Annotated in this window: 25 protein-coding genes and 1 pseudogene; 14 read left to right on the top strand and 12 right to left on the bottom strand. The window is 40.3% G+C overall.

Annotated elements, in window-relative coordinates; genetic code table 11:
• Positions 1-149: 149 nt before the first annotated feature.
• Together ACESMA_RS00185 and ACESMA_RS00190 are read left to right on the top strand one after the other, a co-directional pair.
• Positions 150-566 (top strand): polymer-forming cytoskeletal protein, encoded by a 417-nt coding sequence (locus ACESMA_RS00185; protein ID WP_372946719.1) that lies wholly within the window; start codon positions 150-152, stop codon positions 564-566.
• Between the two features lie 37 nt (positions 567-603).
• Positions 604-750: an AtpZ/AtpI family protein gene (locus ACESMA_RS00190; RefSeq protein WP_372946925.1), complete on the top strand. Its 147-nt coding sequence runs from the start codon at positions 604-606 to the stop codon at positions 748-750.
• Here ACESMA_RS00190 and ACESMA_RS00195 read toward each other — a convergent pair.
• Positions 689-910 carry a hypothetical protein gene (locus tag ACESMA_RS00195; RefSeq protein WP_372946927.1) on the bottom strand — a complete coding sequence of 74 codons (222 nt, stop codon included), beginning with the start codon at positions 908-910 and terminating at the stop codon, positions 689-691. The two genes, ACESMA_RS00190 and ACESMA_RS00195, sit on opposite strands and share 62 nt — an antisense overlap.
• Before the next feature lie 364 nt (positions 911-1,274).
• On the opposite strand from ACESMA_RS00195, the gene atpB reads away from it, so the two are divergent.
• The 6 genes from atpB to atpG all read left to right on the top strand — a co-directional run bounded on the left by atpB (position 1,275) and on the right by atpG (position 6,322).
• On the top strand, positions 1,275-2,393 hold the full coding sequence (atpB, locus tag ACESMA_RS00200; RefSeq protein ID WP_372946720.1) for a F0F1 ATP synthase subunit A: 1,119 nt from the start codon (positions 1,275-1,277) through the stop codon (positions 2,391-2,393).
• Between the two features lie 24 nt (positions 2,394-2,417).
• The gene (atpE, locus tag ACESMA_RS00205; RefSeq protein WP_372946721.1) at positions 2,418-2,684 is read left to right on the top strand and encodes an ATP synthase F0 subunit C; all 267 of its coding nucleotides are present in this window, start codon (positions 2,418-2,420) and stop codon (positions 2,682-2,684) included.
• A 91-nt stretch (positions 2,685-2,775) separates the two neighbouring features.
• Positions 2,776-3,270, top strand: coding sequence for a F0F1 ATP synthase subunit B (atpF, locus tag ACESMA_RS00210; RefSeq protein ID WP_372946722.1), 495 nt, complete (start codon positions 2,776-2,778; stop codon positions 3,268-3,270).
• A gap of 4 nt (positions 3,271-3,274) precedes the next feature.
• The gene (gene atpH / locus ACESMA_RS00215) at positions 3,275-3,820 is read left to right on the top strand and encodes an ATP synthase F1 subunit delta (protein ID WP_372946723.1); all 546 of its coding nucleotides are present in this window, start codon (positions 3,275-3,277) and stop codon (positions 3,818-3,820) included.
• 25 nt (positions 3,821-3,845) lie between these two features.
• Entirely contained in the window at positions 3,846-5,432 is a 1,587-nt protein-coding gene (gene atpA / locus ACESMA_RS00220; RefSeq protein ID WP_372946724.1) for a F0F1 ATP synthase subunit alpha, read from the top strand.
• An 11-nt stretch (positions 5,433-5,443) separates the two neighbouring features.
• The gene (atpG, locus tag ACESMA_RS00225) at positions 5,444-6,322 is read left to right on the top strand and encodes an ATP synthase F1 subunit gamma (RefSeq protein WP_372946725.1); all 879 of its coding nucleotides are present in this window, start codon (positions 5,444-5,446) and stop codon (positions 6,320-6,322) included.
• On the opposite strand, the gene ACESMA_RS00230 is transcribed toward atpG, so the two are convergent.
• The 3 genes from ACESMA_RS00230 to ACESMA_RS00240 all read right to left on the bottom strand — a co-directional run bounded on the left by ACESMA_RS00230 (position 6,319) and on the right by ACESMA_RS00240 (position 8,312).
• Entirely contained in the window at positions 6,319-7,032 is a 714-nt protein-coding gene (locus ACESMA_RS00230) for a class I SAM-dependent methyltransferase (RefSeq protein ID WP_372946726.1), read from the bottom strand. The two genes, atpG and ACESMA_RS00230, sit on opposite strands and share 4 nt — an antisense overlap.
• Before the next feature lie 92 nt (positions 7,033-7,124).
• Entirely contained in the window at positions 7,125-7,865 is a 741-nt protein-coding gene (locus ACESMA_RS00235) for a sulfite exporter TauE/SafE family protein (RefSeq protein WP_372946727.1), read from the bottom strand.
• 63 nt (positions 7,866-7,928) lie between these two features.
• Positions 7,929-8,312 carry a YkvA family protein gene (locus tag ACESMA_RS00240; RefSeq protein ID WP_372946728.1) on the bottom strand — a complete coding sequence of 128 codons (384 nt, stop codon included), beginning with the start codon at positions 8,310-8,312 and terminating at the stop codon, positions 7,929-7,931.
• A 177-nt stretch (positions 8,313-8,489) separates the two neighbouring features.
• Here ACESMA_RS00240 and ACESMA_RS00245 point away from each other — a divergent pair, with 177 nt between their 5' ends.
• Together ACESMA_RS00245 and ACESMA_RS00250 are read left to right on the top strand one after the other, a co-directional pair.
• On the top strand, positions 8,490-9,605 hold the full coding sequence (locus ACESMA_RS00245; RefSeq protein WP_372946729.1) for a P-loop NTPase: 1,116 nt from the start codon (positions 8,490-8,492) through the stop codon (positions 9,603-9,605).
• A gap of 566 nt (positions 9,606-10,171) precedes the next feature.
• Positions 10,172-11,542: pseudogene (locus ACESMA_RS00250) on the top strand (tetratricopeptide repeat protein); the annotation flags it as partial.
• Between the two features lie 1,056 nt (positions 11,543-12,598).
• Here ACESMA_RS00250 and ACESMA_RS00255 read toward each other — a convergent pair.
• The gene (locus tag ACESMA_RS00255) at positions 12,599-12,697 is read right to left on the bottom strand and encodes a hypothetical protein (protein ID WP_372946926.1); all 99 of its coding nucleotides are present in this window, start codon (positions 12,695-12,697) and stop codon (positions 12,599-12,601) included.
• 832 nt (positions 12,698-13,529) lie between these two features.
• Between ACESMA_RS00255 and ACESMA_RS00260 the strand changes: the two genes are divergently transcribed.
• The 3 genes from ACESMA_RS00260 to ACESMA_RS00270 are packed head-to-tail and all read left to right on the top strand — an operon-like array spanning position 13,530 to position 15,772.
• Entirely contained in the window at positions 13,530-15,086 is a 1,557-nt protein-coding gene (locus ACESMA_RS00260) for a response regulator (protein WP_372946730.1), read from the top strand.
• A gap of 52 nt (positions 15,087-15,138) precedes the next feature.
• The gene (locus tag ACESMA_RS00265) at positions 15,139-15,462 is read left to right on the top strand and encodes a nucleotidyltransferase family protein (RefSeq protein ID WP_372946731.1); all 324 of its coding nucleotides are present in this window, start codon (positions 15,139-15,141) and stop codon (positions 15,460-15,462) included.
• On the top strand, positions 15,431-15,772 hold the full coding sequence (locus ACESMA_RS00270; protein ID WP_372946732.1) for a DUF86 domain-containing protein: 342 nt from the start codon (positions 15,431-15,433) through the stop codon (positions 15,770-15,772). The genes ACESMA_RS00265 and ACESMA_RS00270 overlap by 32 nt, the downstream gene beginning before the upstream one ends.
• A 9-nt stretch (positions 15,773-15,781) precedes the next feature.
• On the opposite strand, the gene ACESMA_RS00275 is transcribed toward ACESMA_RS00270, so the two are convergent.
• Positions 15,782-16,636 carry a damage-control phosphatase ARMT1 family protein gene (locus ACESMA_RS00275; RefSeq protein WP_372946733.1) on the bottom strand — a complete coding sequence of 285 codons (855 nt, stop codon included), beginning with the start codon at positions 16,634-16,636 and terminating at the stop codon, positions 15,782-15,784.
• Positions 16,637-16,753: 117 nt separating this feature from the next.
• Between ACESMA_RS00275 and ACESMA_RS00280 the strand changes: the two genes are divergently transcribed.
• On the top strand, positions 16,754-17,332 hold the full coding sequence (locus ACESMA_RS00280) for a peptidylprolyl isomerase (RefSeq protein ID WP_372946734.1): 579 nt from the start codon (positions 16,754-16,756) through the stop codon (positions 17,330-17,332).
• 114 nt (positions 17,333-17,446) lie between these two features.
• Here ACESMA_RS00280 and ACESMA_RS00285 read toward each other — a convergent pair whose 3' ends face one another.
• The 6 genes from ACESMA_RS00285 to ACESMA_RS00310 form a co-directional block, all read right to left on the bottom strand.
• Positions 17,447-18,013, bottom strand: a complete 567-nt coding sequence (locus tag ACESMA_RS00285; RefSeq protein ID WP_372946735.1) for a hypothetical protein — start codon at positions 18,011-18,013, stop codon at positions 17,447-17,449.
• A 159-nt stretch (positions 18,014-18,172) separates the two neighbouring features.
• On the bottom strand, positions 18,173-19,372 hold the full coding sequence (locus ACESMA_RS00290; RefSeq protein WP_372946736.1) for a serine hydrolase domain-containing protein: 1,200 nt from the start codon (positions 19,370-19,372) through the stop codon (positions 18,173-18,175).
• A gap of 13 nt (positions 19,373-19,385) precedes the next feature.
• Complete coding sequence (locus tag ACESMA_RS00295; protein ID WP_372946737.1) at positions 19,386-20,057, bottom strand: hypothetical protein; 672 nt, start codon at positions 20,055-20,057, stop codon at positions 19,386-19,388.
• Between the two features lie 7 nt (positions 20,058-20,064).
• On the bottom strand, positions 20,065-21,414 hold the full coding sequence (locus ACESMA_RS00300) for a T9SS type A sorting domain-containing protein (protein ID WP_372946738.1): 1,350 nt from the start codon (positions 21,412-21,414) through the stop codon (positions 20,065-20,067).
• A gap of 302 nt (positions 21,415-21,716) precedes the next feature.
• A complete protein-coding gene (locus ACESMA_RS00305; protein ID WP_372946739.1) occupies positions 21,717-22,349 on the bottom strand; it encodes a response regulator in 633 nt (210 codons plus the stop codon).
• 66 nt (positions 22,350-22,415) lie between these two features.
• Positions 22,416-25,475 (bottom strand): two-component regulator propeller domain-containing protein, encoded by a 3,060-nt coding sequence (locus ACESMA_RS00310; protein WP_372946740.1) that lies wholly within the window; start codon positions 25,473-25,475, stop codon positions 22,416-22,418.
• Between the last annotated feature and the right edge of the window lie 81 nt (positions 25,476-25,556).

Below are 25,556 nucleotides of genomic sequence, written 5' to 3' on the forward strand. Positions count from 1 at the left end.
TTTTAACAGGAAGAGAGGTTTATTTTCCTGAATCTGGTTTTACTGATAATATAAATGAAAACTAAAGAGCATTAAATTGTCTTTAGTAAACCTGACAAAATATTATAAATTTCCGGTTTCAATGAACATATAATAAAATGAAATTTAAAATGGCAAAACAAACATCAAACTATGGCGACAACCTCAATCAATCCATAAACATTATTAGCGAAGGAACCCTGATTAAAGGAGACATTTCGGCTAATGGCGACATAAGGATTGACGGTGAACTAAGGGGAAATATCAAAGCAAAGGGAAGGCTGGTAATTGGTCCTAAGGGAAAGGTTGAAGGTGAAGTTGACTGCAACAACATTGAGGTTTCAGGATATTTGAAAGGGAAAATCTCTGTATCGGAATTGCTCACCATGAAATCCTCTGCGCGTATTTTTGGCGATGTAATTGCAGGAAAATTATCCGTTGAACCAGGCTCGCTTTTCACTGGAACCTGCACCATGGGAGATACCAAAGAACAATATGAAAAACCAATTCCAAAAGAACCAATTTCAAAAGAACAAAAAAAAGTTTGATTCTTTTATTCGTTATTCCAGCCTGGCATTCGAAATGATGGGCATTATTGCAATTGGCACATTCCTGGGCTACAAAATTGACCAATGGATGGCAAACGAATTCAAAGGATTTACCCTTGGACTCATGATTCTTTCAGTAATTGGGGCAGTTTTTTATTCAATACGAAATCTCTTAAAAAAATGAACAGGGAATTAAATAAGTTCATCATTAAAATATTTTCGGCGGCTTTAATTTTATTAGCATTTGGGTGGATTATTTTCACCTTTTTTGTTCCTGGTAAATATATAGCTGTTTTACCCTGGATGATGTTAATATTTTTAATTATTACACTGGTTACTTTCATTTTTCAATTACGGGTGGCCAAAAAAAACATGGCCCGTTTTTCTAATATTAGTTTACTTGTATCTTTTTTCAGGCTTGTCCTATACTCAGCTTTTGCGTTTATTTACCTTGCAAAAAGGCCCGAAAATGCAGCCGTTTTTGTAGTCTGCCTGGTCATTTTCTACCTTGTTTTTACTTTTTTGGAAGTGGCCGAGTTAACCCGAATTACGAAAAACTTTAAAAAATAAGCATCTGATAATTAAAACATTGATATATATCAACAAAACACCTGATTGTCTTTTACTATTTGGAATTTAAATACAAATAAGTTCACCTGAGTTGAAAATTCTTTTATTTTTGTGCAGCTTGTAAAACAAATAAAAACTATGCCGGCAATTTTCAAAGGGCTGTTTCTGATCTTAATGATGACTGTCTTCTGGTTAACTCCGGTGACAGCTCAAAATAACGGGGACTACCAAAGCCACCCGGGCGATAGCTCCCATTCTGAAGAAGGATTTGATGCAGGAAAATTTGTTATTGAACACGTTTTGGATGCCTACGACTGGCATATTGCTTCTTTTGGCGACAAACACTTCAGTATTCCCCTCCCGGTAATTTTATACAGCAAATCCCCCGAATTGCATGGCGGCAAAAAGCTACATGTTTTTATGTCGTCAAAATTTCACCACGGGCATGATGATTATAAGGGTTTTCGGATTTCACACAGCGAAGAATTTAACGGAAAAATTGTTGAACTTGACGAACAAGGACATGAAATTGGAAGACCATTGGATTTTTCCATCACGAAAGCCATTGCGGGTGCCCTGGTTTCAGTAATTGTGCTATTCTCCCTTTTATTTACAGCAGTGCGGGCTGCAAAACATAGCAGGGGCAAAGCGCCTTCAGGCGTTCAGAACTTTATTGAACCGGTTATCGTTTTCATTCGCGATGAAATTGCAAAACCTTCCATTGGCGAAAAAAATTATAAAAAATTTATGGCCCCACTCCTCACTCTTTTCTTTTTTATTTTGCTGAACAATTTACTGGGATTGATACCCATATTTCCGTTTGGAGCCAATGTAACCGGAAATATTGCCGTAACATTGGTTTTGGCCTTATTTACCTTTTTTGTTACCAATATTAACGGAAACAAACATTACTGGAAAGAAATTTTTAACCCGGATGTTCCAATCTGGTTAAAACTTCCAATCCCGCTAATGCCACTGCTGGAAGTAACCGGCATGATTACTAAACCTTTTGTTTTAATGGTGCGGTTGTTTGCCAACATGCTTGCAGGCCACCTCATTGTAACAGTTTTCCTGAGTTTAATTTTTATATTCAGCAACTTAATGGGACCTGCCGCCGGTTACGGAGTGAGCCCGGTTTCTATACTGTTTTCGGTATTTATAATGTTGCTCGATGTATTAGTCTCATTTATACAAGCATATGTTTTTACCCTGTTGTCGGCTATTTATTTTGGAATGGCCACAGCAGACCATCATTAATATTCATTTTTAAAATTAATTGCTATGTTATCAGCTATTTTAAGCGTATTGCTACAAGCCACAGCAGGTGCAGTTAGCCTGAGCGAATTTGGCGCAGCTCTTGGAGCCGGGCTTACCGCTATTGGCGCAGCTTACGGAATCAGCCGCATTGGTTCAAGCGCAATGGAAGCCATTGCCCGCCAACCGGAAGCAAGTGGAGACATCCGTTCCAACATGATTGTTTCTGCCGCACTGATTGAAGGAGTTTGCTTCTTCGCCGTAATTGTTTGTGCACTAATTTTGTTTGTGTAGCAACCGTTTTCAGGCAGCAATCTTTGGGATTGCCAGAGATTAGCTGCCTTTAAACAGAACTCAGGAAATTCATAAATATAAATGAAAAATTATGGAACTTGTTACTCCTAATTTAGGAACAATTTTCTGGATGGTCATCATATTTGGAGTGGTGGCATTTGTGTTGAAAAAATTCGCATGGAAGCCTATTCTGAATGCTTTGTATGAGCGTGAAGAATCCATTGAAAATGCATTGAATGCAGCAGAAAAAGCCCGACAGGAAATGGCCAATCTGAAAGCCGGAAACGAACAGCTTTTGGCAGAAGCAAAAAAGGAAAAAGATGCCATCATGCGCGAAGCCATGAAACTAAAAGATGGCATTATTGCAGAAGCCAAAGAAAAAGCTTCATTCGAAACCCAAAAAAGCCTTGAAAATGCGCGGCAGCAAATTGAAAATGAAAAAGCCAAAGCCATTAACGAAATGAAACGTCAAATGACTGAAATTTCGTTTATGATTGCTGAAAAAGTTATCAGGAAAGAAATGGCCGGAAACAAACAGCAACAGGAAATGGTTAACAACCTAATGGACGAAATAAAACTGAATTAGGGGCATGGACGAAAGCGCAATAACAGTAAGGTATGCTAAAGCGATTTTTTCGCTGGCCAAAGAAAAAAACCAGCTTGTTTCGCTTAAAGAAGACATGGATTTGATTTCAGGTGTTTCCAGCCAGTCTGAAGATTTTATCCTTCTGCTGAAAAGTCCTGTGGTAAAAACTTCGAAAAAAGTGCACATTATCCAGCTCATTTTTCAAAAAAAAATAAGTTCGCTTACCCTGCAGTTTCTCGAACTGGTTGTACAAAACAACCGGGAGGTTTTTATCCCCTCAATTTGCAGAAACGTTTTAACACTTATTCGAAAAGAAAAAAATATAAAAACAGCAGTAATTACCACTGCACAAGCTATAGATGAAAAATTGCTGCAAAAGGCAAAAAAAATACTGGAAGAAGAGCTGGGAACCAAAGTTGAACTCTCGGCAAAAGTAAATTCCGAACTTATTGGTGGTATGATTTTACGCATTGATGATAAACAATACGACGCCAGCATTTTAACGCAGCTTAATAAATTGAAACAGGAAATGCTGAAAGCACAATTGTAAAAATTTCAAAAAGAAAATATTAAAAATGATAAACATTAAACCGGCTGAAATATCTGAAATTCTGAAGCAGCAACTGGAAGGCTTCAAATCGGAAGCCGAACTGGAAGAGGTTGGTACCGTTTTGCAGGTTGGCGATGGAATTGCCCGTATTTACGGTCTTTCGAATGTGGAATCGAATGAAATGATTGAATTTGAAAGCGGAATTAAAGGCATTATTCTGAACCTGGAAGAGGATAATGTGGGTGCGGTTTTACTTGGCCTTTCGGAAGAAGTAAAAGAAGGCGATACAGTAAAACGCCTTCAGCGAATTGCCTCCATTAATGTTGGTGAAAACCTGGTTGGCAGGGTAATTAATACCATTGGCGAGCCAATAGACGGGAAAGGTCCCATTACGGGTGAACTCATTGAATTTCCACTGGAACGTAAAGCACCAGGCGTAATTTACCGTCAACCGGTTAAACAACCTCTCCAAACAGGGCTAAAAGCTATTGATGCCATGATTCCCATTGGCCGCGGACAGCGTGAACTGATTATTGGCGACAGGCAAACCGGGAAAACTGCTGTAGCCATTGACACCATTATTAACCAGCGTGAAAATTTTGAAAAAGGGAAACCGGTTTATTGTATATATGTTGCCGTTGGACAAAAAGGATCGACTGTGGCGAATATTGCCTCCACACTTCAGAAATACGGAGCAATGGACTACACCATTATCGTGTCCTCCACTGCATCGGATCCGGCAGCACTGCAGTTTTATGCACCTTATGCAGGAATGTCTATCGGAGAATATTTCCGCGATACAGGCCGGGATGCACTGATTGTGCTCGACGACCTTTCGAAACAGGCTGTTTCTTACCGCGAAGTTTCATTGTTGTTGCGTCGTCCACCTGGCCGCGAGGCTTATCCCGGAGATGTTTTTTATTTGCACTCCAGATTGTTGGAGCGTGCAGCCAAAATCATTGAATCGGACGAAATTGCAGCCCAAATGAACGACCTGCCCGAAGGACTAAAAAATAAAGTAAAAGGAGGAGGTTCACTTACTGCGCTCCCAATTATTGAAACCCAGGCCGGCGACGTCTCGGCTTATATTCCAACCAACGTAATTTCAATCACTGACGGGCAGATTTTTCTGGAATCGAACCTGTTTAATTCCGGGTTCAGACCGGCAATTAATGTGGGTATCTCTGTTTCGCGTGTGGGTGGTAACGCGCAAATCAAATCAATGAAAAAAATTGCCGGTACACTGAAACTCGACCAGGCACAGTTTCGTGAACTGGAAGCCTTTTCCAAGTTTAGTTCCGATCTCGATCCGGCCACCATGCGCGTACTCGACAAGGGTCGGAAAAACATGGAAATACTGAAACAAAATCAGTATTCGCCCATGAAAGTGGAACACCAGGTAGCCATTATTTACTGCGGGGTAAATGAATTGTTAAGGATGGTTCCGGTGGAAAAAGTTAAGGAGTTTGAAAATGCTTTCCTCGAGCTGATGGAAATGGAACATCGCGATGTACTCGATTCCATAAAAGAAGGAAATATGACTGAAAAAATTGAAAAAGTTTTAACAGATGTAGCTGCTGAAGTAGCTGTCAGATATGTAAAAAAAGGTTGAATTGTTAAAAGATGGCAGGGTTAAAAGAAATACGCACACGCATATCATCGGTTAAAACCACCCGGCAGGTTACCAGCGCCATGAAGATGATTTCAGCAGCCAGGCTCAAAAAAGCACAGGATGCCATTTTGCAAATTCGTCCTTACGTGAACAAATTGCACCATATTCTTATTTCACTTGGTGCAAGTCTCGAAGATGCAGACGAATCGGTTTACACGCAGCAAAGGGAGCCGGAAAAGATTTTAATTGTGCTGGTATCATCGAACCGGGGCTTGTGTGGCGGATTTAACATGAATATTGCCAAAAAATCGGTTGAACTGGTTCATGAAAAATACAGCCTCCAGTTGCAACTGGGCGAAGTAGATTTTATGTGCATTGGTAAACAGGCTGAAAAACAAGTGAAACTCCGGGGAATGAATGTGGTGGAAAGCCATCATGAACTTTTCGAAACCCTTGATTTTGACCATGTTTATCTTCTTGCAGAAAAAATTATGAAGAGTTTTGCAGATGGAAAGTACGACAAAGTGGAGCTGGTTTACAACCAGTTTCTAAATGCAGCCACCCAAATAAATGCTACCGAGCAATTTCTTCCAATTGAACTAGAAACTGAGGAACAAGGGAAACAGTTTTACGATTATATCTTTGAACCCTCAAAAGAATACATGATTAAAGAACTGATTCCCAAGAGTCTGAAAATACAATTTTACAAAGCCATGCTCGATTCACACGCTGCAGAACATGGCGCCCGAATGACAGCTATGCACCAGGCTACCGACAATGCCACCGAGCTGCTTAAAGATTTAACACTTCAATACAATAAAGTTCGCCAAGCTTCTATTACCAACGAAATTCTTGAAATTGTAAGCGGTGCAGAAGCTTTGAAAGGTTAGGCTTTCATCTTTTTCCGAATTACAATAACCAGATTGGTTGCCGGTTGAAATCCGTATTTTAATGCTTTAGTTCTGAATTCTTCAATTTGAGGATGAAGTGTATCATATTCCGGCCGGCCCTTTATTTTTTCCAGCAGCAATTTCATTTTATTTACTTTCTCTGCAAGATCAGCATCGTTTTCCACCAGATTCACATTTTTTCGCTGCTCGAAAAAGAATTGAACAGGAAGTTCAGCAACTTTAAGCATTTGTATAATTGCATCTTTAGTAAAGGTTTTTCGGTGAAATTTACCTGTCAACCTGTCAATTTGACTGCGAAAATGGTGAAACATTTTATGCACTTCCTGTGCGGAATTCAGATTATCACTAATGATTTCATTTATAATAATATAACCTTCAGGCTTTACCACCCGTTTAATTTCCTTCAATCCTTTTTTTATTTTGGGCAAATGGTGCAGTGCCATGGAAATACTTACTACATCAAACGAGTTATCGTCGAAGTCCAGTTTTTCTGCTTCCATTTCAATAAAAGATACATCCGGAAAATTCTCCCAAGCTGCTTCAAGTGACTTCAGGTGCGGATCGACGCCGATAATTTTGGCATAAGGAAATGTTTTTTTCAATACATGAATAAACCCGCCTCTGCCCGTTCCAACGTCAAGAATTCGGTGAACTTCAATATCTTTAAAATAGTTTATAAGTGGCTCCATGTTTTCGGAAATTCGTTTTAATTGATTTTAAGTCTCTTGTTCTGTTCATGCAAAAGTAAAAAATCCCTTTTATATGAAATTTATGGGTTTGGTTAAATGAGCAGTAAAAATGCTGATAAAGCAGTTACAACAATTACAAAAGCCCGGTAGGTTTTATCCGGAATTTTTTTCACCAGCCAAACGCCCAGAAATGCACCCAGCGCAATACCCGGCAGTAAAATAAAATCAAGTTTCAGGGTTTGCCAGTTTATAGTTTTCCACACAAAAATGTGCAACGGAAATTTGCTGATATTGATGATGAGAAAAAACCAGGCACCGGTTCCGATAAAACTATTTTTAGGCAGATGCATGGCCAGCAAATAAATGGCAAAAATTGGCCCGGCAACATTTCCAATCATGGTGGCAAAACCGCCTAAAACTCCCATCGATGCTGCAAACCACCAGGTATCCGGAAAAAAATTTCTGCCTTTCTGCCGGTCTTTCAACAGCATCAGGGCAATGCAAACAAACACTAAAATAGCAATGATGTTTTTAAACCAAATGTCATTTACAACCTCGCCCACCCAAAGGGCAATTCCAACTCCCACAAACGCCCATGGAAGCAATTTCCACAGGTATTTCCACTGTGCGTGCCGGTGATAGTAACCAACGCCAAACCAATCGGCCATCATTAAAATGGGCAGTAAAATTCCGGTTGAAGCTTTTCCGCCAAAAATGATAGCCAAAACCGGAACTACAATCAATGAAACACCTGGCACACCAACTTTCGACATACCAATTAACATGGCACAACAAAACAACAGGAGCCATTGTAAAAGTGTAAAATCTATCATTCGTCTGGATTTTGGATTCCAAAGGTAAGTGAAATCATTTGTGCTGACAAAAGGAGCAGAATCTTAAAAAATCTTGTTTTCCAGCTCCTGCAGCTCTTCATCGCTAATTTCGCCAAACCAGTCGGCCAGTTTACTGCGTGCTTTTTCTTTTATTTCGGGTGAAATGCTCGAAGAAACCTGAGTTAACGCAAACAACAAAACTCCCAAGTCATCAGAATACCCAATGAGCGGAGTAAGATCGAAAATAGCATCGGTTGGTAGAATAAAATAGCCCAAAGCCGCCGCAATGGAAAGTTTCTTTCTCATGGCAACATCTTTGTCTTTCATCACATAAAACAAAAGCAGAACCCCGTAAACAACAGTGGTTCCTGCCGATTTTGAGTAGTTTTTGATTTTTTTCCAAAGCGATTCTTCAGAAAAATATTTGACAAACTGATTGTTTTCCATTTTAATACTCCTTCTGAAATTGTTATTTCAACCTTTCGTCAGCAAAGTTAGAATAATTTCAAATTTATGTTCGCGACTCAATTTATTACAAATGAACAGAGATTATATCGTTTTAAATAATTTAAAATACCTAAAGATATTTTTTAATTTTGTAGTCCACTAAAAAAATGAATTATCATGAATGATATACCTCGTAAATTAATTGTTCCCAAAAATATTACCGATGCTCTTCGAAATGTAAAATATCCCGGCAGTGATGAAGATGTGGTTTCACTCGACATGGTTCAGGAAATCCGGATTGCCGGCCAGCGGGTAAGCTTTTCGCTGGTATTCCAGAAAAGCAACGACGAAAATATTGAGTCGCTGGTTTTGGCATGTGAAAAAGCAATTAAAGAATATTTGGGCGAACAGGTTGAAATTGAAGACAACATTACCGTTAAGTTTATACACAACATGGAACGCCCTGTTTTGCCGGGCGTTAAAAATATTATTGCAGTAGCTTCGGGGAAAGGTGGCGTTGGAAAATCAACCGTTGCGGTTAACCTGGCTGTGGCACTTGCCAATGCCGGAGCAAAAGTAGGTTTGATTGATGCCGATATTTTCGGGCCTTCCATTCCCAAAATGTTTGGAGCCGAACAAGATCGCCCTACCGGTGAAAAAATTGATGGCCGCGACATGATTAACCCGGTGGAAAAATATGGCTTAAAATTCCTGTCCATTGGTTTTTTTGTGGAAACCGAAAATGCAATTATCTGGCGTGGTCCAATGGCTTCCAATGCACTAAAGCAACTTATTATGGACGCCAACTGGGGCGAACTCGATTATATGCTCATCGATCTTCCTCCCGGAACCAGCGATATACATCTTACACTGGTTCAAACGCTTCCGGTAACCGGGGCTGTAATTGTCACCACTCCGCAGGATGTTGCCCTGGCCGACGTAATTCGGGGCACAAGCATGTTCCAAAGCAAATCTATTGATGTACCTGTTTTAGGGTTGATAGAAAATATGGCCTGGTTTACACCTGCCGAACTTCCCAACAACAGGTACTACATTTTTGGGCAGGATGGAGGCAGGCGGCTTGCTGATAAACTGGGGCTGAAACTGCTGGGGCAAATTCCCATCGTTCAAAGCATTCGCGAAGGGGGCGATTCAGGAGTTCCAATTGCCACAGATACAGATTCCATTACCGGAATTGCATTTGCTGAAGTGGCTAAAAATGTGGCCCATCAGGTGCATTTGCGCAACATAGAACGCGCACCAACAAAAAAAGTAAAAATAACCAGAAAATAGTCTTCGGTTTCTTTAACAGAACATAACTCCCGTTTGCAGCATCAGGCCTGTAAAAATTATTATTTTTGTGCCTTTGCACAATGGAATAAAATTGGGATAAAATTGACAATATTCTGGCAAAATCTTAGTTTATTCCTAAAGCCACTTATAAACTGTATTTGAAGCGATTTTTTCTACATACCATAGGTCTGCTGCTCCTTATGCCGCTTTATCAAAGGTGTTCTACTGAAAAGAACACGTTTGCTTCACGTGCGTACCATAATGTTACGTCGCAATACAATGTATATTTTAACGGAAATGAAAGTTTTAAAGCCGGAGTTGAGCGTATAGAAACCAGCATTGAAGACGATTTTACCCGGTTACTTCCTATCTACAAAGAAAGTGATCCTTCGGCAGCCAACCTGGCCAAATCCGATATGGACAATGCAGTAATCAAAGCTTCAAAACTTGTTGAACTGCATTCCATTACCGAAAAACCCAAACGAAGACGAAACCGTACACGCCGGTATCAGGAATTTGCCAGCCAGGAAGAATTTAACCCCTGGGTTGACGACAGCTATCTGTTAATGGGGAAAGCCTATTTTTACCAGCACAACTTTATGGCTGCTATCGATAATCTTTCCTACATTCTCAGGAAATATCCCGATGGTGATGCCCGGCACGAAGCGCAAATCTGGTTAATCAGAAGTTATTCTGAACTGGAACGATTTGCCGAAGCTTCGGAAGTGATTCAGGCTGTTCAAAATGATAACGATTTCCCGCGACAACTGGAGCAAGAACTGGCTGTGGCAACGGCCGACTATTACATAAAACAACAGGAATTTGCCGAGGCGATAAAATTTATTGATATTACCCTGAGTAAAACATTCTGGAAAAAACAAAAAGCCAGATTACAATACATTGAGGCTCAACTCTTCGAAGAACTCGATCAGCCCATGAAGGCTGCACAGGCTTACCAAAAGGTAACCCGCATGAACCCTGATTACCGGATGGCTTTCAACGCAAAAATAAATGCTGCCGGAGTTTTTTCAGGCGAAGGTAATGCGGAAAAAACCAAAAAGGAATTACGAAAAATGCTGCGCGACAAAAAAAATGTGGAGTTTCGTGACCAGATATATTTTGCAATGGGCAATATTTTCTTCAGGGAAGGAAACCGCAGCGTAGCCATTGATAATTACCGGAGTTCGGTAGCCAGCAGTTACAATAACCAGTTCCAGAGGGCTCAGTCGGCAATTACACTGGCCGAACTTTATTTCGAAGATCAAAACTATCGTGAAGCACAGGCTTATTACGACAGCGCCATGATTATTATTGACGAAACATATCCCAATTATAACAAGCTTTCCATTCAATACCGGAGTTTGTCGAACCTGGTGGATAATATTGTTACCGTTGAACGGGAAGACAGTTTACAACGCATTGCACTTATGCCCGAAACGGAACGGGAAGCTCTAATTGCCCGGTTGATGCGCGAAGAACAGGAACTACAGCGGAATATGGAAAGCCTGGCCTTACAGGGCCAACGCGAACAAGGATATTACCGCTCCAACCGTTACAGGATGGGAATGGGAAGCGGGCAGCAGGGTGCAGGCTGGTACTTCTATAATCCGCAAACCGTAGCTTACGGGCAGGTAACTTTTCAGCAGCGATGGGGGCAGCGAAAACTGGAAGACGACTGGAGACGATCGAATAAAAGTACAGTTTCAATGGATGAGATGGACGAAATGGCAGAAGCTATTGATTCCTCGCAAATTGTAGTTCGCGTCGAAGATCCCCTTCAAAAAGAGTTTTACACTCAGGACCTCCCGCTTACTGACTCGCTAATGGCCATTTCGCACGACAAAATAAGGGATGCACTTTATAACGCCGGAAAAATTTATAAATCTGACTTTTCTAATTACCAGCGTTCTGCCGAGGCTTTTGAAGAGTTGCTGAAACGTTATCCCAATAATATGTATCAGCTTTCGGCTTATTTCGATTTATACGATTTGTATGAATTGATGGGCGACAAGCAAAAATCGGATTACTACCGAAACCTTATTATTTCCAAATTTCCCAACAGCAAATACGCACAATATCTTGTGAATCCCAACTTTTTTGTGGAACTGGAGGCCCGCACCGACAGCCTGAACCGGATGTACGAAGAAACATTCAGAAATTACCGCTCGGGCAATTACCGGAATGTAATTACACTGGCCAATTCAATGAAACAATTGCAACCAGACAGTATAATTGTTCCGAAAATTGATTTTATGCAAACTGTGGCCCAGGGAACACAAACCGATATTCATAACTTTGAAAGCCTGCTGAAAAATTACATTGAAACCTGGCCTAAGGCTGAACCAACTCCGCTGGCAACAGAAATACTTACACTGATTCAGGACAGCACGCTGGCCGACTATCAAAAGCTGGTGGACCTGGGATACATCAACGAAGAAATTCAAAACGAAGAAGTATTGCTGGCTGAACGGATGGAAAACGATGAGTTTGGCGGAAGGTTTACCTACGATGAGGACTTGCTCCACTATTTCATAATTGCTTACCCACGTAATGAAAATATAGATTTAAATCGCCTAAAATTCGACATTGCCAATTACAACATCGACCATTACACCAAAATTGATTTCGATATTGAAACCGAAGCGCTGAATGAAAAGATTAATTTTATAGTGGTCAGGTCGTTAAGTAATAAAGAAGACGGAGTGATTTACCACCGTGCAATTATCCGCAGTGCGCCGGTATTTCAAACCCTTTCAGGAATCGACTATGTAAATTTTGCTATTTCCTCCACCAATTACAGGCAAATTCTTTCGGAAGGCTCCATGGCCGATTACCTTAAGTTTTTCGTGAAAAACTACAGTCGCTACATTGGGCCCGACTTTAGCGACGATGAGCTTGAAATTTCACCTGAAGAACTGATGGCACGTGCACGCGAAGAAGAACAAATGCTGCGTGAACGGGGCGAATTCAGGGTTGTTGAAACCGGGGCAAGTTCAATGTTTACCCGAAATATTGATACAACCCAAAATTTTGTGCTGGCGGTAAAAGACACGCGTTTGTCCCTGCGCCAGGCGCTGAGTGGTTTTGCACAATTTAACCGCGACGAGTTCAGAGGCTGGAATCTGGCAACCCAGGTAAAACCGTCAGGTGAATATCAGCTCATGGTGGTGCAGGGAATTCCTTCGCTCAACGAGGCCATGTCGTACTTCAGAAAAGTGGTTATTACCCGAAGCCTGTTTGAACCGCTTGGACAAACCACTTACCGCAACTTCCTGATTTCAGACGAAAATCTGGAAAAACTCATGGAAGAAAACAACGTAGAGGAGTACATCAATTTCTTCCGTGATAATTACATTCAGCGCAGTCCGACACAGCAAGCACAGCCCGCAGGAGAAACACAACAGCCGGTTCAAACTACGGAAGAGGTTGTAATGGATGAACCGGAAGAAACACCTGAAACGTATGCAGGCCCATACAGCACAGAAATTGATAAACCGCATTATTTTGTGTTTGTTATTCCTGCCCAAGGTGTTGATAAAACACAATTCATCAATGGTCTGGAACAATTTAACCAGGCTGGTAAAAACGAAACGATGGAAATTGAAGAGGTAACAATTGATGATTATCGCGTTGCCATTGTCATCTCCGGCCTGCCTGATAATGAAGCTGCAACCCGCTACTCAAGAACTGTGGTGCAAAACCGCGATTTGTATGCACCGCTGGGCGCTGCCAACTATCGCAACTTTCTTATTTCAACCGAAAACTTCGAAATATTCCTTCAGGAAAAAAACATTAACGAATATACAGACTTTTACAAACGTATTTACCTGAGTGAATAACCGGGTTAAAGTTTGTTAAGCCATTACCCCGGCACTTTTTTTGTTACTACCTTTACAACAATTGAAAACAATTAAGAAGCAGATTATGAGGAAACCACGAATACTTTGGGTTGATGATGAAATAGATGTACTGAAAGCACACATTATTTTTCTGGAAAGTAAAGATTACGAAGTAGAAACAGCCAACAACGGTCTGGATGCCATTGAAAAAGTAAAAGAAAATTTTTTCGATATTATTTTTCTGGATGAAAACATGCCGGGGATGTCGGGATTGGAAACCCTGACTGAAATAAAAGCAGTTTCGCCCAATGTGCCGGTGGTGATGATTACCAAAAGCGAAGAAGAAAATATTATGGACGAGGCTATTGGTTCAAAGATTGCCGATTACCTCATCAAACCGGTGAACCCGAAACAAATTCTGCTCTCGCTGAAAAAAAACATAGACCAGAAACGGCTGGTAACACAGCAAACCACATCGGCATACCAAACGCAGTTTTCGCAAATTGGCATGCGCATAAACGACCGTTTAAACTACAATGAGTGGGTTGATATTTATAAAAAGCTGGTTCATTGGGAAATTGAACTGGCCACTTCGGAAGACGATGCCATGGATCAGATACTGGCCATGCAAAAGGACGATGCCAACAAAGCTTTTTTTAAGTTTATAAAGGAAAATTACCTGGAATGGCTGAACAAAGATTTTGGCGAGCGCCCGTTGCTTTCGCACGACATTTTTCACCATAAAATATTTCCGATGCTCGATTCCGGGCAAAAGGTTTTCGTGCTGGTAATCGACAACCTGCGTTTCGACCAGTGGCGAACCATCAGTCCGGTTTTTGAAGAGTATTTCAGGATCGATTCCGATGAACTTTATTTGAGTATTCTGCCCACAGCTACCATGTATGCGCGCAATTCCATGTTTGCCGGTCTGCTTCCGTCCGAAATTGAAAAAGTATATCCGCAATTGTGGGAAGACGATGACAATGAAGGAAATAAAAACCGCCATGAGGAAGAACTCCTGCGCAAACAGATGGAGCGGCACCGGCGCAAAGAAAAGCTCTATTATGAAAAGGGCTCAGGAATCCGGCGCGACCGCCAGACTTCAGAAAGCCTGAAAAACATTCTGGACAGCGACCTTTCGGTAATGGTTTTCAATTTTGTGGATATGATTTCGCATGCCCGCACCGAAATGGAAATGATTCGCGAACTGGCCAACGATGAAAAGGCTTACCGCTCGTTAACGCTGAGCTGGTTTAATCATTCTTCATTGCGCGAACTTATCCGCAATCTGGCCGGAAACAATATTAAGCTTGTAATTACCACCGACCATGGTACCATCAGGGTAGATAATCCGGTAAAAGTGATTGGCGACCGCGAAACCAACACCAACTTGCGGTACAAATTGGGTAAAAACCTGAATTACAAATCGAAACATGTTTTTGAAGTGCGCGACCCAAGGCTAGCTTACCTCCCGTCGAGAAACGTGAGCACCAGTTATGTTTTTGCCAGCAACAGCGACTTTTTTGCCTATCCGAATAATTATAACTATTACGCAAACTATTATAAAGATACGTTTCAGCATGGTGGAATTTCGCTGGAAGAAATGATTATCCCGCTGATAACGATGGTACCGAAAGGGTAGAATCTTTTAGAGAATTTATATCACACGAACTAATTTTCTATAAATTTGAAAAATGGAGCTGATTAAAAAAAATATATCCGAAATTAAAAAACTCTGTGACAAGTATCATGTTGCCGAATTGTATGTTTTTGGTTCTGTTACCAAAGAAAATTTTTCGGCATCAAGTGACATCGACTTTTTAGTTCGTTTTCAAAATGTTGACCACAGGGAATATTTCGATAATTATATGGATTTAAAAGAGCAATTGGAAAAACTTCTCTCCAGAAATGTTGACTTGGTAGAAATTCAAACTTTAAAGAATCCGATACTCAAACGTTCGATAAACCGAAATAAAATATTCTTATATGGACGAGAAGATTCTAAAGTGGCTGTATGATATTCGGAATGCTCTAAACGAGATTGATGGTTATTTCACCAATCTACCACTGGATTTTACATATTATAAAAACAATACTATTCTTAAAAGGGCTGTGGAAAGGGATTTGGAAATTATTGGTGAAGCCGTAAAACGAATTCTCAATAACGACCCAAATTTTCCGATTGAGAATGCCAGACGGATTGTGGGATTAAGAAATCAAATCATTCATGCTTATGATAATATTTCTGACGAGAATATTTGGGCAATCATTATAAAACATCTTCCTCTTTTAAAAAATGAAGTGGAGAATATGATTGAAAACAACTGAAAAATCGTTTTAACCCGGTACAACACTCCTTTTCACCACAAACTCCCCTTTTTCAGCACCAATTTTCCGGCCAATAACCGGGCATTTTATCATCAACAAAAAGAAAAGTCGCGGGTCAGTTTCAAACATCAGTCCTTCATAGTTGCCCATTCCTTTTGAAATAATGAGATCGGCCTTTTGGTAAATTTCTTTGAACTCCGGACTCACACGATGCAGCAGTGTAGAAGGAGCATCGTCGCCATTGGAGATGATTTTTGCCACGTGATGAATCCCTACTTCGCGGGCTTCCTTTTCAGTTGCATCGTTCAGCACAGGTTTTTCGCGCACTGCAAAAAATACATTGGGGTGATTTATAGTTTCGATAAACAGTTTGTCGAGCACCATTTCGCCACAATTGTCGCCCAGATATAAAATGGTTTTTGCTTTGCTTATTTCATTTTGAAGTTGTTGTGAATGGTCAATGGCAAAAGCTGAATTCAATACTTTTTCGATTGTCCCTTCCACATCGAAATGATTTGTGGGGCCAAAATCGATGATGTTGCCTGCAATAGCCAGCCGCAGTGCCGTATCGAACGGATTTTTTGAATTGTGCACCATTTCGCGGAATTCACCGTAACGTTCAAGCATCAAACGATTCCCTTCCTGTTTTTCTTTCCGGTAAGGATCTTCAACATTTGAATACTCCCTTAAACGCGCCAGAATATTCCGCGTAATTTCCGGCGAAAAACTCGTTTCCAAATCGGTAGCAGCAATTTTTTTCAACATCTCACTTACCACATGGTCACGTTTTTCTTCCGGGATTTCATATTTTTCAAGCCTCTGCTGCAACGCTTTTACCTGGCAAATCAAACATTCGTAGTTCATACAAGCAAAAATAAAAACTATTCAATTATTTCAATAAAGAACTTTAGTTCATTTTGGTTTATAACGAAAAAAGGAAATAAAATCTTTACATTAGCCTAAACAATTCATTTTTAAGTTATGCGCTTTTTACTCATATTTTCAATTTTGTTCTTAACAAATTATTCTTTATGGAGCCAACCTCTTCCCAAAGTTGAATTTCAGACTCCACCGGGAAAAATTGTTGTGGAAATTGACACAGTGCATGCACCGGTTACTGCCAAAAACTTTTTGGAACACGTTGAAAACGGCACTTTTAAAAATGCTGTTTTTTATCGCACTGTCCGAAAGGATAATCAGCCAAATAATGATATTAAAATTGAAGTGATTCAGGGCGGGTTGTATTCGGATGCGGAAATAGAAAAGCACCCGGGAATACAACACGAAACCACAAAGGAAACCGGTCTGAAACATTTGGACGGTACTATTTCGATGGCGCGGAATGAACCGGGCACAGCTTCCACCGAGTTTTTTATATGCATGGGCAGCCAGCCCGAATTGGATTTTGGAGGCAAACGAAATTCGGACGGTCAGGGATTCGCAGCTTTTGGAAAGGTCTTAAACGGCATGGATGTGGTTCGGAAAATTCAGCAACTGCCTGATGAAAATCAGTATTTGAAGGAACCGGTAAAAATTCATTCCATCAAAATGATACAATAACCAGATTTTTAATTATCAGAATAAAATCCTGAGCCGGTTTAACAAAGTTCCCGGCTCAGGCATTACAGATAATTATCATGAAAGTTAGAGTTAATTAATTCAAACCTGTAAATTTTATTCCGTTGGTGGAATAGCCATTGGAAATGCATTATTTACTGGTTTCGTACTTTTCAGATAAGCAAAAATTGCTTTCAAATCCTCTACCGGCATCTGACTGTAACCCTGCCAGGGCATTGGCGGTAATAAATCTCTGCTGTTTTCTATTCCTTTCCATTTTCCTTTCGTCATTGCCCTGATAAACTGTTCTTCCGTCCAGTTTCCAATACCGGTTTGGTCAGAAGTGAGATTGGCGGCAAACGAAGTTCCCCAGGGGCCAATAGTTGCTGTACTGTTCATGTTGAATAATACGTAGGATTTTAAAACCTCTTTTTCAAAGGGTGGTAATTGTTCATCGGCAGGATGACCGGAAAGAAGTCTTAATGTGTCAAAACCAGGTCCGGTTGCAGTCATAACTTTAGGCGAATGGCAATCGTTGCATCCCAGTACGGTTACCAGATTTTCTCCTTTCGCAATTTGATCGTCCAGCGAAATTTTTTGGGTTTCAACCGGTTCGTTTGTTTTTGGTGCGCAGGCAAAAAGCATAGCTGCAAAAAATGCTGAGAACAAATAAATTCTTTTCATGGTATTTAAAGTTTTGTGATACATTTTTTCATGTTACTACTCAGATTTTCCTTTGTTGAAAAACACAAAGTTCGGGCAAAAACAAATTTGTGTAAATCACATAATTGTGTGATTTTTATAGCTGCTTGTCTTAATTCCGATGTTCACTCTGCCGGAATTTTACAATTGCCAGTTTGCTACGAAACGGCACAAATCGCGTTTCATATCAGTTATTTTAAAAAGATACGGCCCGTACAATTGTCGTCCTGCATTAATGTTAATGTACATGTAAGTTTTATTGTCCGGCACATAAAAGAATTGTGTTGAGCATCCAATTCCATCGCCTTCGTGCCCGAATTGAGGTGATGAACCAGGGTTGAACTGCCAGTATTCAAAACCCTCGCCGTATTCAGGTTCGGTAGAATGAACACCTTCAATCCAGTTTTGCATTTCTTCGAGTGAACTTTCCGTTACAATTTCTCCTTCAAGCAGAGCCTCATGAAAACGAATAACATCGGCAGGTGGGGCTGCCAGTGCGCCGTAAGCATCGCTGGCATTGGCCAAAGCGTTGTTCCATTTGGTAATGTTTTCCAGTTGTTCGTTGGCATGGCGGTCGAAATAATAATTCGGGAATCCCATTCCAATTGTTTGTCCTTCCGAAAGGTTATACCGGGTTTTAGTAAGATGCAGTGGTTGCAGAATGTTCTGTTCCAATAACTCCCAGTAACTTTTTTTGGTTACATTTTCCAGTATAAGTTGAAGTAGCAGATAATTTGTATTTGAGTACATAAAATCGGTTCCGGGTTCAAACAAAAGCGGTTTTCCTTTTACCATTTCCAGGCGTTCGTCAATTGTTGGTTGTTTCAGCGGGTCATTCAACTGACCAACAACAAATTCAGGAAGTTCAGTAACATTTACAATCCCCGAGGTGTGATTTAAAAGCATACGAACTGTTATCTTTTCATGCTCCGAAATTTTATTTGCCACATGAGCTGGCAAATAGGCTGAAATCAATGTGTCGGGATGAATTTTATTTGCTTCTTTCTGAAGCATTATCAGCGCTGCAGTGTAAGTTTTTGTGATGCTGAACAACCAGGCTGTTCCCCCCGAACGATAAGGTTCTTTTGTCTCAAGTTTGACATAACCGCCTGAGTAATAAAACCAGCCATCGTAGCTTTTTACTACAATCTGCGCTCCCGGTATTCCATCGGAAATGTATTTATTTACCAAAGCCTGAATGGAGTCTTTCATCGGGTGATCCGGATTGGAATCAATATTATCGTTTCCGGGCAGATAATCAGTATCGAGCAGGTTTTGCTGGCAGGAACCCGCCAAAACCAAAACGGAAATTGCAAAAATTAAAATTTGAATTGTTTTCATGGTGTTTCAATGTTTATTTGAATTTAAATTTGAACCCGAACATGAGGCTGGAATCTGGCAACGGACTAATATCTGGATTATAGCCAAACAAGGCCTGCATTTGGTAAGCCACAAAAGGTGTTACCATTAGCGGTGAAATATTTATTGAGCGGTAACCGGCACTTAACTGAAGCGGTATCTGTACCATACCTTTGTAGTTTTTTGCATTTTCCCACCCACTGCCATTCCATATTAAAGGAGAAGAGTTGTACCCGGAAAACCTGTAGCCGGCACCGGTGCCAATCCCCAGTTCCATTTTACTGAAAACTACCGGTAAAAACTGCCCCAGAAGCTGAATGCTGGTAGCGTCTCCCTGGTAATTGTTTTGCCCGTGCTGAAGCTGCAAGCCGGCAGAAAATAATTGCTTTTGCCCAAGCAGCCGGTTAATTTCACCCGAAACTACAAATCCCGAATTATTCCACTTTAAATTTTCGATAGGGGCATAAAAAGAATGAACTCCCGACGATAATGTGTATTGCCAGGAATCTTTTGTAGCATTAACTTTTGCACTCAGTTGTAAAAGCAGGAAGACCAGAAGTACGAATAAAACGAACTTCTCGAGGTTGAGATTTAAAAATTTGTCCCGGCTGAATTTACTGCCGGGAACAAATTTTCGATTTTTGTTTTCTGTTTTCATTGTTTTCATGATGTTTTTATTTCTTTAATAATTTACTGGTGTATGTCCATCCCTCATCACTTTTTACATTCAGCAAATACATTCCGGAAGGCAATCCTCCTGCATTTATCGATATGTTAGAATCTGAATATGTATTGCTAAAAACAGTCTGTCCGGCAAGGCTTACAATATTTACCTGGTAATCTGATGTTAGGTTTTCATTGATTTGAATATTAAAATTGTTACTTACCGGGTTGGGGAAAACTTTCACATTGCCAAGCACACTCATTTCAGGAACATCGGTTGTAAAGTGCAAAAAGTTACTGAAAACGTATTTTGAAAGGCTTTCGGGAGCAGTTAACGAAGGGTCCCACTGGCGAATAACCATTTCCGTAACATCATTCGATTCGTTGTAGGTAAGGTCCATAAAGAGTGCCAAATCAACTTTCCAGTCGTTGTCGTACCACGAGCTGTACTTCAATCCGGTAGGATTGCCAAAATTGTCGAATGTACCCTGGTATTTTTCAGTGTTTTCCCATCCCTGTGCAGTCCAGTTTTCTAATGTTAATTCTTCTTCGGTGCTTGTTAGCGAATAAGTTTCTCTTGTACTGTTTACCCATTCTGCGTTTTCCCAAATTTCGGTTGTTTCGGTATAATTTTCACCATTGTATTGTATGGAAACACGTTCGGCATTCACCCAGTTGTATCCCTGCATATTTTGCTTTGTGTAGGCAGCCAGCTTGCGATTTGGCCAGTCGGCCCAGGTAAGAAGTCCCATTCTGCTGTACGGAATCCAGTTGTTTCTCTCCCAATGGTTTTCTTCCAATATCGTCGGAATTCCGTAATCATTCAGTATATACTTGATCCAGGTTTTGAATACCCATTCTTCATTTTCCAGGGTTTGGTATAATATCCCATTGTTATAACCCTCAAACGGGCTCTCTGCGCTGATTGTCCTCGATGCTCTTTCTCCGGTAACTGAAATCCATCCATCCATAATCCAGGTATAGGATACTTCTTCAAAAATGTAGTCTGGATTGTCTGAATACGTATCTCTTGTGAGGTAATAATTGGTCTCTGCATCCCTGACAATTTCTTCTGTTAATTTTCCGGCATTGTTGTAGGTGTATGAGGTGTTTGACACATGTTTCCAATCGTTTAAATCCTCATCCCATGAATAATCTTCGCTGTTACGGGGAACCGAGAGTTGATTTCCGGTAAAAAACAGAGTTTTAAGATGCCCTGAGTTTTCAGATCTTTCCATCAGAGCTTTCTTCGCATCTGAAAGGTGTATTTTGCCGGGTTCAGCATTTTTTTCTACCCCGTGGGCAGCAATTCCCAGGCAAATAAGAGCAAACATTGTAATTGTTGTAAATTTTGTTTTCATAGTTGTAATAATTAAAATTGAACTAAAGCAAAGTAAAGGCAAATATGAGCGGGGCACAATCGCATAGAAATGTGAAATATGCTGGTTTATAGTGAAATAAAATGTGATAGTTTATCACATATTTTCAGAGTTTTATGTCTTTATTGTGAAGTGCAGAACGAGGTTTGAAAGTTTATGAGCCTCCTGATAATATTGCTAAAGCGTTGGCGTTTTGTTTTTCTCTTGCTATTTGAGGGCTTAACACCTACATAATTTTGATGGTAAAAATCTGTTTTGGGGAAGTATTTGTAATTGAATAAAGATTAGATCAGCTTATCCTTAAATGCTTTGGCCACGGCCTCACTTTTGCTGTTTACCTGAAGTTTTTCGTAAATTTTTTTAATATGGGAACGCACCGTGTCAATGGCAATAAACATTTCGCTGGCAATCATTTTATAGCTGTAGCCGTTAACCAGCAATTGCAATACTTGCTTTTCACGCTCACTCAGGTGATATTCGTTTTTAGTTTGACCGGGCAGTTCGGAGAACATTTTTAAAACCTGTGTGGCAATCGACGAAGTCATGGGTGCGCCACCCGAAGCAACATCATCAATATATTCCAGCAATTTTGCAGGCGGAGTTTTTTTCAAAAGGTATCCGTTTGCGCCATTTTTCAGGGCTTCAAAAACATTTGAATTATCATCGAAAACAGTAAGCATCAGCACCTTTACCTGTTGGTTGATTTCCCTGATTTTTTTAAGGCCTTCAATCCCATTCATGGCCGGCATATCAATATCCATCAATATAACATCCGGTTTCCATGTCTTCAGTTCGCTAACAATGTTTGTACAATTATTATAGGATGCCACCACATTAAATCCTTCGCTGCCATCAATTAGCATGGTAAGCCCTTCTCTTAACTGAGGGTTGTCTTCGTATATCAGAACCTTTATCATACTTCGTGTTTTATGCAAATGTAAACAACAAAATATCATGTTGTTTCCACATAAACATGTGAAAAATTAACTGTTTACCGGCACAATCAGTGAAATATGAGTCCCTTTCCCTTCTTCGCTGTTAATGCTGATTGTGCCATGCAATGCTTCTGCCCGTTTGTACATATTTCCCAATCCGTTACCCGAATCAGCCTTTTGTACATCAAAACCTTTTCCGTTGTCTGAAATATTGATTGTTAGTTTCTTATTTTCAAAATTTATACGAATTTTAATTTCGGAACAGTGGCTGTATTTTGCGCTGTTGTTAACCGCTTCCTTAAAAATAAGAAATACGTCGCGCCGGGTTTCCATATCAAGTTTCAGATCGTAAATATTTTCATCGATACTGAATTCAATTCCAATCTCTTTGGGTTCCAGAATGGAGGCGGCATATTCCCGCATTCGTGCAACTATTCGTTGCATGTTGTCGTTGTCGGGTTTTATACTCCAAACAATATCGTCCATGGCTTCCATCATTTGCTGGCTGTTGTCGGTAATTTTCGAAATATATTCGCTTGTTTTAACCGGGTCAGTCAGCAATTTTGTTTTAGCCATCGAACTAAGAATATTTATGGTGCTCAGTGTAGAACCCACATCGTCGTGCAGGTCGCGGGCCACTTTATTCCGGACTCGCTCAACGGCGAGAAGCCTGTTAAACCGCTGACGATGAAAAGTATAAATAATTCCGACAAAAAATAAAATCACCAGGAAGTAAAACCACCATGCCTGGTAAAAGTGGGGCAATATAGTCAGTTGAACGGTTGTGTTGTTCTCTGACTCAAAACCCTGCATATTGATACATTTTACATTAAAAGTATAATCTCCGGGAGACAGTGTGGTATAGTTAGCCGCGAGATCGCTTTCTGCCCTGGTCCATTCATTATCAACCCCATCCATTTTATAGAAATAGATTAATTTGTCTTGCTGGGTGAAACTAAGCGACGAAAAATAGAATGTAAGCGAATTCTGCTCCGGTTGTAAGGTAATTTTTTCGAGTGCAAGCAGCGAGTCAAGCGGGATGAAGGTGTTGAATAGTTTAAAATCAGTTAGCGTCACATCAGGAGGAGCGATTTTAAGTTTTAAACCGTTGGGCCAGAATCCGAATAACTCGTTTTCTCCCCCAAACCAAAACTCTCCGTTTCGCATTTTAAATTTTGCATTTGTCGATTTATCGGCCATAATAATACCATTTCTTTCGTTGTACGATATAAACATGTTTTTCTGATAATTATAGCTTCCAAGTCCATTGTTGTGGGTAAACCATAACACACCCTCATCATCAAGCAACAGCCGCGTAATACCACCCCCGGGCAATCCGTTGTATTGTGTAAGGGTTTGTATTTTCCCCGATTGCAGGTTCAGAATATTTATAAAACCTGTGCTTACAAAAAAAATGCTGTCGTTGTACTGAACTACATCAAAAACACTATTGCCCATAAAAGTATAGGAACCGGGCTGTTCATTAAACTGTAAAAGCACATTTTTTCCGGTCGGATCCATTACAAAAAGGCCCATGTCGCGGGTTCCCACCCAAATCCGTTCTTCTTTGTCTTTGTAAAGGAGATAAATGGTGGCATTAAAGTCGCGGACAATTTCAAAGTTATTGTTGGTAATTTCAGAACCGTTTTTCCATTTGGCCAACCGCCCCTTTTGGGTACCAAAAAATAAATTTCCTTCCCTGTCCTCCATAATCTGCCGTATGGGAGCATGTTCAAAAACCGGCGGTTCAAGCAAATTAACGGGCTTTTTGGTTTTTGGGTTGAAAATAGCCATCATTCCGTTCTGGCATCCCGACCAGATTAAGCCGGTTTCTGAATGCTGATACAAATCCCAGACTTTCTTATAATTGGGTAGGTTTTCGCCTCGAATTGTGCTGTAAAGGTCATAATCAGTTTTTACAAAAAGCGGGTCAAATACAATAATTCCATTTTCCCATGTGCCAATCCAATTCTCCATCTCTTTGGTTTCCAGTATCGAATTGATAACAATATCCTTGCCCTGGTTCAGGTCACTTAAAACCACATTAAATGCCATTTTATTTTCAGAGGTAACCACATAAAGTCCATTATTTGTTGATAGCCAGATGTTGCCTTCCCGGTCTTCAAACATATGTTTCGTCTCCCTGAATTTGATATCGTAATCTTCAGGTTTTACCTTTTTGTTTTGTATAAAAGCTTTCAGTTTGAAATCGTAACAAACCAGCGTGTTAACACCGCCATACCATATTTGTCCGTTTCGGGTTTCATCGATCCAGAAGGGGCCCTGATATTCTGTACCTGCCGGTTGAACTCCGGCAATATCATCCGATATCTTATTTTCAAAAGGATTGTAGTGAATTAAAACCGGTTCGATTTCAGGACTATAGTCCCACCGGATTATCCAACAGGTTCGGTCTTTGGCAACAAAAAAGCGGTAGATGTATTTTAAATCATTACGCTCAAAAAGAGGCAGAAGTTGAGGGTTGTTTTCAGAAGAAAGTAGGGTTTGTGTTTTGCTTTGATAAACCGCCAGGCCCTGGTCACTGCAAATCCAGTAATCTCCGGTAATGGTATCTTCAAACAAATTGTTTACTGTCCAGCCTTCGGGAACTTTTATTGGAAGATTCTCGCTAGTAAATTGGTTTTCAGCTTTATTGAAGTACAGTAAACTGGTTTTATGTGTGCATAGAAAAGTGTTTCCTTTACTGTCGGAATACAAATTTAAATCTGATTGGGCAGGGAGGTGATTTTGATTTTTGATGGGAACATCAGAATAACTAAACGTTACCGGATCGAATAATCCAATGAGGTTTCCCTGGCGGAGCCACATTTTCCCGTTCCCGGCATCCAGGATTTGATCTACACCAAACGGTGGCATAGTCTGGTTTAAGGTAAATGAACCGAAACTGACAAATTTCCTTCCATCGAAACGTTGAATGCCGTTTTCTGTACCTACCCACAAAAAACCTTTCTTATCCTGCCACACACAATTAACATTGTTTGTGTTTAATCCTTCGTTTCGTGAAAAACGGTTAAAGATGTAGGACATTTGCCCATACCCGGTAAGGTAAACTATTAAAAAGAAGAAAAAGAAACAAGTTCTGATCATGAATCTATTTTCTTCTAAAATTACGAAATCCTGCATTTCAAATTTCATTTAAAATCAAAAAACCACACGAATATGTGATGC

This window comes from Mariniphaga sp., from assembly GCF_041687215.1.
Lineage (GTDB): Bacteria > Bacteroidota > Bacteroidia > Bacteroidales > Prolixibacteraceae > Mariniphaga.

Coding starts and splice junctions, on each gene's coding strand:
- ACESMA_RS00285 (WP_372946735.1), bottom strand. CDS start 18,013: ATGAAAAGAATTTATTTGTTCTCAGCATTTTTTGCAGCTATGCTTTTT.
- ACESMA_RS00185 (WP_372946719.1), top strand. CDS start 150: ATGGCAAAACAAACATCAAACTATGGCGACAACCTCAATCAATCCATA.
- ACESMA_RS00230 (WP_372946726.1), bottom strand. CDS start 7,032: ATGGAGCCACTTATAAACTATTTTAAAGATATTGAAGTTCACCGAATT.
- ACESMA_RS00275 (WP_372946733.1), bottom strand. CDS start 16,636: ATGAACTACGAATGTTTGATTTGCCAGGTAAAAGCGTTGCAGCAGAGG.
- ACESMA_RS00265 (WP_372946731.1), top strand. CDS start 15,139: ATGGAGCTGATTAAAAAAAATATATCCGAAATTAAAAAACTCTGTGAC.
- atpE (WP_372946721.1), top strand. CDS start 2,418: ATGTTATCAGCTATTTTAAGCGTATTGCTACAAGCCACAGCAGGTGCA.
- ACESMA_RS00270 (WP_372946732.1), top strand. CDS start 15,431: ATGGACGAGAAGATTCTAAAGTGGCTGTATGATATTCGGAATGCTCTA.
- ACESMA_RS00190 (WP_372946925.1), top strand. CDS start 604: ATGGGCATTATTGCAATTGGCACATTCCTGGGCTACAAAATTGACCAA.
- atpG (WP_372946725.1), top strand. CDS start 5,444: ATGGCAGGGTTAAAAGAAATACGCACACGCATATCATCGGTTAAAACC.
- ACESMA_RS00310 (WP_372946740.1), bottom strand. CDS start 25,475: ATGATCAGAACTTGTTTCTTTTTCTTCTTTTTAATAGTTTACCTTACC.
- ACESMA_RS00300 (WP_372946738.1), bottom strand. CDS start 21,414: ATGAAAACAAAATTTACAACAATTACAATGTTTGCTCTTATTTGCCTG.
- ACESMA_RS00280 (WP_372946734.1), top strand. CDS start 16,754: ATGCGCTTTTTACTCATATTTTCAATTTTGTTCTTAACAAATTATTCT.
- atpH (WP_372946723.1), top strand. CDS start 3,275: ATGGACGAAAGCGCAATAACAGTAAGGTATGCTAAAGCGATTTTTTCG.
- ACESMA_RS00305 (WP_372946739.1), bottom strand. CDS start 22,349: ATGATAAAGGTTCTGATATACGAAGACAACCCTCAGTTAAGAGAAGGG.
- ACESMA_RS00290 (WP_372946736.1), bottom strand. CDS start 19,372: ATGAAAACAATTCAAATTTTAATTTTTGCAATTTCCGTTTTGGTTTTG.
- ACESMA_RS00260 (WP_372946730.1), top strand. CDS start 13,530: ATGAGGAAACCACGAATACTTTGGGTTGATGATGAAATAGATGTACTG.
- atpB (WP_372946720.1), top strand. CDS start 1,275: ATGCCGGCAATTTTCAAAGGGCTGTTTCTGATCTTAATGATGACTGTC.
- atpA (WP_372946724.1), top strand. CDS start 3,846: ATGATAAACATTAAACCGGCTGAAATATCTGAAATTCTGAAGCAGCAA.
- ACESMA_RS00195 (WP_372946927.1), bottom strand. CDS start 910: ATGAAAGTAACCAGTGTAATAATTAAAAATATTAACATCATCCAGGGT.
- atpF (WP_372946722.1), top strand. CDS start 2,776: ATGGAACTTGTTACTCCTAATTTAGGAACAATTTTCTGGATGGTCATC.
- ACESMA_RS00295 (WP_372946737.1), bottom strand. CDS start 20,057: ATGAAAACAATGAAAACAGAAAACAAAAATCGAAAATTTGTTCCCGGC.
- ACESMA_RS00235 (WP_372946727.1), bottom strand. CDS start 7,865: ATGATAGATTTTACACTTTTACAATGGCTCCTGTTGTTTTGTTGTGCC.
- ACESMA_RS00245 (WP_372946729.1), top strand. CDS start 8,490: ATGAATGATATACCTCGTAAATTAATTGTTCCCAAAAATATTACCGAT.
- ACESMA_RS00240 (WP_372946728.1), bottom strand. CDS start 8,312: ATGGAAAACAATCAGTTTGTCAAATATTTTTCTGAAGAATCGCTTTGG.